The 5,605-nt window shown below is 69.4% G+C and carries 7 protein-coding genes and 1 riboswitch; of the genes, 3 read left to right on the top strand and 4 right to left on the bottom strand.

Annotated elements, in window-relative coordinates; translation table 11 throughout:
• The coding region (locus ACMUOO_RS13970) for a hypothetical protein (RefSeq protein ID WP_413855587.1) at window positions 1–223 on the bottom strand (223 nt) is incomplete at its 3' end.
• A 65-nt stretch (window positions 224–288) separates the two neighbouring features.
• Window positions 289–1,266, bottom strand: a complete 978-nt coding sequence (gene ubiA, locus ACMUOO_RS13965; protein WP_301920395.1) for a 4-hydroxybenzoate octaprenyltransferase — start codon at window positions 1,264–1,266, stop codon at window positions 289–291.
• A 12-nt stretch (window positions 1,267–1,278) separates the two neighbouring features.
• On the opposite strand from ubiA, the gene ACMUOO_RS13960 reads away from it, so the two are divergent.
• From ACMUOO_RS13960 to ACMUOO_RS13950, 3 genes are all read left to right on the top strand, one after another.
• Window positions 1,279–2,019: a 16S rRNA (uracil(1498)-N(3))-methyltransferase gene (locus ACMUOO_RS13960; RefSeq protein ID WP_301920394.1), complete on the top strand. Its 741-nt coding sequence runs from the start codon at window positions 1,279–1,281 to the stop codon at window positions 2,017–2,019.
• Entirely contained in the window at window positions 2,016–2,525 is a 510-nt protein-coding gene (locus ACMUOO_RS13955) for a hypothetical protein (protein ID WP_413855585.1), read from the top strand. Before ACMUOO_RS13960 ends, ACMUOO_RS13955 begins: the two co-directional genes overlap by 4 nt.
• A 107-nt stretch (window positions 2,526–2,632) precedes the next feature.
• Entirely contained in the window at window positions 2,633–4,003 is a 1,371-nt protein-coding gene (locus ACMUOO_RS13950) for a glutamate--cysteine ligase (protein ID WP_301920392.1), read from the top strand.
• A gap of 3 nt (window positions 4,004–4,006) precedes the next feature.
• On the opposite strand, the gene ACMUOO_RS13945 is transcribed toward ACMUOO_RS13950, so the two are convergent.
• On the bottom strand, window positions 4,007–4,450 hold the full coding sequence (locus ACMUOO_RS13945) for a DUF805 domain-containing protein (protein ID WP_301920391.1): 444 nt from the start codon (window positions 4,448–4,450) through the stop codon (window positions 4,007–4,009).
• Window positions 4,451–4,526: 76 nt separating this feature from the next.
• Window positions 4,527–5,291, bottom strand: a complete 765-nt coding sequence (bluB, locus tag ACMUOO_RS13940) for a 5,6-dimethylbenzimidazole synthase (protein ID WP_301920390.1) — start codon at window positions 5,289–5,291, stop codon at window positions 4,527–4,529.
• 43 nt (window positions 5,292–5,334) lie between these two features.
• A riboswitch (cobalamin riboswitch) is annotated at window positions 5,335–5,515 on the bottom strand.
• Window positions 5,516–5,605: the final 90 nt, after the last annotated feature.

The raw sequence follows: 5,605 nt of genomic DNA, 5'->3' as shown, positions 1-5,605 counted from the left end.
TGATCTGGAGCCCGTCGGCCAGGACCTCGACCCAGTCCTGCCCAACGGCGGCGAGCGCCCCGGTCACGCCCTCGGCCGACCGACGCTCCACGAAGCCCGCCGCGACGGTCGCGGCCAGAAGGCTGAGCAAAGCAGCCAGCAGAAGGAAGCCGGGAAGTATCAGCCGCACGGGCAGGTTCGTGGGAAAGCTCAGGGTGCGGGGCAGCGGCAGAGGAAAACGCATGGGGAGGCGCGCCTTGGCAGTGGGGCGGACCGCCCTTGCATAAGGGGGCGGGCGGGCCGGATCAATCAGAGTAAGGCGGCGGCGGCAAGAAACAGCGCAGCGACAAGCCCGGTGTCGCGGTTCGCGCGGAAGAGCCTGAGGCAGTTTGCCGGATCGTCGATGTCGAGCCGGTTCATCTGCCAGAGAAGATGCCAGCCCATGGCCCAGGGCGCCAAAAGCGCGAGGCCGAGCTTCAACGGACCCGCTGCCGGCAGGAGCGCCACGAGCACGGCCAGCGTCATCAGGCCGACGGTCGCCACAAGGAAGCGGGCGAGCCACTTGCCCGTCGCCGCACCAAAGAGCCGCGCCGTGGACTTCACGCCGATCAGCACGTCGTCTTCCTTGTCCTGATGGGCGTAGATCGTGTCGTAGAAGAGCGTCCAGGCGATGCCGGCGGCGTAAAGAAGCACCGCCGCCAAGTCCACCCGCCCGGAATGGGCGGCATAAGCAAGGATGGCGCCCCAGTTGAACGCAAGCCCCAGGAAAAGCTGCGGCCACCAGGTGAAGCGCTTGGCAAAGGGGTAGATTGCCACGAGGCCGAGCGAGGAGAGCCCGAGCAAGACGGCAAGCCCGTTAAAGGACAGCAGGACCAGCCCGGCGGCCGCCATCTGCGCCGCCATCCAGATCACCGCCTGCCGGACGCTGACCTGGCCCGACGGGATCGGCCGCGACCGCGTGCGCGCCACGGCGGCGTCGAAGTCGCGGTCGGTGATGTCGTTCCAGGTGCAGCCCGCGCCGCGCATAAGCCAGGCCCCCAGCGCGCAGCCGAGCCAGATCCAGGCGTCCCAGAGTCGCCAGCCGTCCTGCGCGGCGGCCAGCGCAACGCCCCACCAGCAGGGGATGAGCAGAAGCCAGGTCCCGATCGGCCGGTCGGCGCGGCTCAGCCGGAGGTAGGGCCGCGCGAAGCCGGGGGCGAGGCGGTCCACCCAGTTGCCGCGCACCGCGTCGGCGACCGTTCCGGCAACGGCGCCCTCGGGCTCTGGCGTTTCGTCGGGCGCGCTCATAAGTTCCGGCTCATGGTTCAGGCGAAGATCAGGCTCTGTGTAGACCAGCCACTCGCGCCGGGGCAATCCGTTGCCCTGACGGAAGCGCAGGCGCACTACCTTTTCGGCGTGATGCGGGAGGGATTGGGATCGCCGGCCCGGGTCTTCAACGGCCGTGACGGCGAATGGCTTGCAGAGGTTATCGAGGCGGGCAAGCGGAAAGGCACGCTCCGCTGCCTCGAACGCACCCGCGCGCAAGCCGGGCCGCCCGACCTCTGGCTTCTCTTCGCCCCGGTGAAGAAGGCGCGCACGGAATTCATCGTCGAGAAGGCGGTTGAGTTGGGCGTGGCGCGGCTGGTGCCGGTGACCACCGACTACACCAACGCGGAAAGGTTCCGCTGCGACAAGGCGGAGGCGCATGTCCGCGAGGCTGCCGAACAGTGCGGGGCGCTGTCGCTGCCCGCGGTGGCAGAGCCTGCGCCGCTTGCGCGTGTGCTCGCGCGCTGGGACGAGGGGCGACGGCTTCTCTGGGCCGACGAGGGTGCGGCCGGCATCGGGTCGCCGCGCGAGGTCCTCGCCTCGCTCGCGCCCGGCCCTTCGGCCATTCTCATCGGCCCGGAGGGCGGCTTTTCGCCGGCGGAGCGGGAAGGGCTACGGACGCGCCCGTTCGTGACGCCCGTCGCGCTCGGCCCCCGGATCCTGAGGGCGGAGACGGCCGCCGTGGCGCTCCTGGCGCTCTGGCAGGCGCATCTCGGCGACTGGACGCGGGCATGATTCGTCCCGAGGTCGGCGCGTTGGCGCGGCGCTGGCGCGAGGTGATCGCGGCGGCGGCTCTGGCTGCATTCGGTCTCTGGACGTTGTCCGGCGGCGGATATGTGCTTCTGCCGCTGGGGCTGGCGATCGTTGCCCTCGCGGCGGGCTGGGGCCTCATCGCACTCCGCCGTATCCGCTTCCTGCGCGGTATCGACGCGCCAGGCTTCGTCGAGGTTGACGAGGGCCAGGTCGGCTACTTCGGCCCGACCTTCGGCGGATTCGTGGCGCTCGCGGACCTCGCCGAACTGCGCCTTGCCGAGCACTACGGCGCCCGTGCCTGGCGGCTCCGGACCGGCGACGGCCAGGTCCTCCTGATTCCGGTCGATGCGGCCGGGGCAGACCGGCTCTACGATGCCTTCGCGGCCCTGCCGGGCATCGACATGTCCGCCCTTGTCGCGGCACTCGATCATGGCCAGCCGACACTGCCGCTCTGGACCCGACCTCAGGCGCGGCTGTCGCGGGTGTGAGCAATCACGAAAAGTCATGGCGCGCGTCCGGTCCGCAGTCTTGACTTGACGGCGAGGGCGCTTCAGGTCTTTCGCTCCGTTGCGCAGAAACCGGTCGAGGCGATCCCATGTCCATTCCACAACAGGGCGGCGGCCCGATCGAGAGGTTCGAGGACCTCGCGGACTATCTCGCGGCGGGCTGCAAGCCGAAGGCGGACTGGCGCATCGGCACCGAGCACGAGAAGTTCGGCTACTGCAAGGACAGCCTGAAGCCCCTGCCCTACGACGGCCCGCGCTCGATCAAGGCGATGCTCGAAGGGCTGGCGGAGCGCTACGGCTGGCAGCCGGTGCTCGAACAGGGCAACATCATCGGGCTCAGCCAGAACGGCGCCAACGTGAGCCTGGAGCCCGGGGGGCAACTGGAGCTTTCGGGCGCACCGGTGGAGACGATCCACCAGACCTGTGACGAGGTGAACGAGCACCTGCGCGAGGTGCAGACGGTGGCCGACGGAATCGGCGCACGGTTCATCGGGCTCGGTGCCGCGCCGATCTGGCGGCAGGAGGAGATGCCGATGATGCCCAAGGGGCGCTATCGGCTGATGACCGACTACATGGACCGCGTCGGCACCATGGGAAAGACGATGATGTACCGCACCTGCACCGTACAGGTGAACCTCGACTTCGCCTCGGAAGCCGACATGGTGAAGAAGTTCCGCGTGGCGCTGGCCTTGCAGCCGGTTGCCACCGCGCTTTTCGCGAATTCGCCCTTCCTCGACGGCAAGCCCAATGGCCGCAAGAGCTGGCGCAGCCACATCTGGCAGAACCTCGATCCGGCGCGGACGGGGATGCTGCCCTTCGTGTTCGAGGACGGCATGGGGTTCGAGCGCTATGTCGACTACGCACTCGACGTGCCGATGTACTTCGTCTACCGCGACGGGAGGTACATCAACGCGCTCGGCCAGTCCTTCCGCGACTTCCTCAAGGGCGAATTGCCGGCGCTGCCGGGGGAAAAGCCCACGCTTTCCGACTGGGCCGACCATCTGACGACGATCTTCCCCGAGGCACGGATCAAGAAATACATGGAGACACGCGGCGCCGACGGCGGGCCCTGGCGGCGGCTCTGCGCGCTGCCGGCGTTCTGGGTCGGGCTTCTCTACGACCAGACCGCGCTCGATGCCGCCTGGGATCTCGCCAAGGGCTGGGACGCCGAAACGCGCGACGGTCTGCGCGCCGCGGCTTCGGTCCATGCCCTTCAGGGCGAGGCGAAGGGCATCCGCCTGCTCGACATCGCCCGCGAGGCGGTGAGGATATCCGAGGCCGGGCTGAAGGCGCGCGCCCGGCCCGGTGTCGGCGGGCTCGTCCCCGACGAGACGCATTTCCTCAACGCGCTGCAGGAAAGCATCGAGACGGGCAAGGTCCCGGCCGACGAGCTTCTGGAGAAGTATCACGGCGAATGGGCGGGCGACCTCAGCCGCATCTACGGTGAATACAGCTACTGAGCCTCAGCGCCGCGGCACCTTCGGAAGCGACGAGGGCGTGAACCCGTCCGGCCCGCCTGGCGGCAGGCCGAGCGGATCGGGTCCGAAGCGGTTGGGCCCCGGTGTTCCGGGCGTGGCGAGGAACCAGATGAGGATCAGGGGGCCGATCACGGGGAGGAACTGCAGTAGCACCCACCAGCCGATGCGGTCGGTGTCATGCAACCGCCGCACGGTGACGGCAAGCGACGGCAGGAAGACCACCAGCCAGTAGAGCGTGCCGACCGGGCTCGGCCCCTCCCCGCCCATCATCCAGCGGTGCGGGCCGCCCGCGCTTGCGTCGATCACCGCGAGGATCAGCATCACCCCGAGGTTGAAGAGCGCGAACCACCAGAATTCCGCCCTTCGGGAGCGTCCCGAGAAGGTCGCGTATTTCGAGAAACAGGTGATGACCGCCGTCGTGATATCCATCTCGGCTCCCTTCCTGCCGCGCGACAACAGTCGCCGCGGCGGGCGGCGTTGTAAAGCCCGCCCGCCGCCCGCGAGGTCAGTCGAGCCGTTCGACCAGAAACCGCCCCGTCTCGATCGCGGCCTGATCCGTGTCGAGCCGTTCGGCCAGGTGCATATCCGCGCCGGCATTGCCCCAGCGGTCGTGGTGGACGTGATCGATGATCGGCAGCCGCCGTCGCCAGCCGGCCGCTTCGAGCTCGGGGCGGCGGTGGAAGCCGCGCACATGCCCGAGGCAGAGATAGGCGACTGGCACGACCCCCTTGGGCAGGCCGAGCGCCGCGGCGAGCGCGGCGTTGTCGAGAATGGAAACCCAGCCCACTCCCAGCCCCTCGGCCCGGGCCGCGAGCCAGAGGTTCTGCACCGCGCAGACCGACGAGAAGAGGTCCATCATCGGGATGTGCGTGCGCCCGATCACCACCGGCCCGGCGCGGCCGCGGTCGCAGGTCACGCAGATGTTGAGCGGCGCCTCGAGGATGCCTTCGAGCTTCAGCCCCCGATAGGTCTCGCGCCGCTCGGCCTCGAACATCAGCGCCGCCTCAGCATTCGCCTTCGCGAACAGGTCATGCACCTGCCGGCGGGTGCCCGGGTCGCGCAGCAGGAGAAAATCCCAGGGCTGCATGAAGCCGACCGAGGGCGCGTGATGCGCCGCCAGCAGCACCCGGCTGAGCCGTTCGGGCGCCACCGGGTCGGGCAGGAAGTCGCCGCGGGTGTCGCGGCGGGTGAGGATGGTGCGGTAGACCGCTTCGCGGGTCGCGGTGTCAAAGGCATCGGGCGCGGCAAGCGCGCAGGTCGGATCGGCCATCGGAGTCCCCTTGGATGGTCCCGCGCCGGCCGCTGTCCATGCGGCCCGCGCCATCCCTCCCGGCCGGTCTTCTGACTAGGGATCGCCCTGCCCGGACGCCTTCCCGGCCCTCGGGCCAGTGGCTTTCGTCCGGCAGTCCCCCTTACAGCGTTGGGCACGTTGCGGGATTGCACCGCATTCCCGATTCTCCTGCCGAGGCAGGCACCGGAAGGTGGTCAGACCCTAGGGGCCTTCACCCGGTTGTCCAGCGAAAAGGGCGCCCCTCGAGGCGCCCCGACGTCGAAGCCGGCGAGGCCGCTCCCGGCCCTCCGCTC

The organism is Albidovulum sp., assembly GCF_041919395.1.
Classification (GTDB): Bacteria; Pseudomonadota; Alphaproteobacteria; order Rhodobacterales; family Rhodobacteraceae; genus Albidovulum.
The sequence above is the reverse complement of the archived record's forward strand: the minus strand, read 5'-3'. Positions and strand labels throughout refer to the sequence as shown.

Coding starts and splice junctions, on each gene's coding strand:
- ACMUOO_RS13960 (WP_301920394.1), top strand. CDS start 1,279: ATGGTTCAGGCGAAGATCAGGCTCTGTGTAGACCAGCCACTCGCGCCG.
- bluB (WP_301920390.1), bottom strand. CDS start 5,291: ATGGCCGATCCGACCTGCGCGCTTGCCGCGCCCGATGCCTTTGACACC.
- ACMUOO_RS13950 (WP_301920392.1), top strand. CDS start 2,633: ATGTCCATTCCACAACAGGGCGGCGGCCCGATCGAGAGGTTCGAGGAC.
- ACMUOO_RS13945 (WP_301920391.1), bottom strand. CDS start 4,450: ATGGATATCACGACGGCGGTCATCACCTGTTTCTCGAAATACGCGACC.
- ubiA (WP_301920395.1), bottom strand. CDS start 1,266: ATGAGCGCGCCCGACGAAACGCCAGAGCCCGAGGGCGCCGTTGCCGGA.
- ACMUOO_RS13955 (WP_413855585.1), top strand. CDS start 2,016: ATGATTCGTCCCGAGGTCGGCGCGTTGGCGCGGCGCTGGCGCGAGGTG.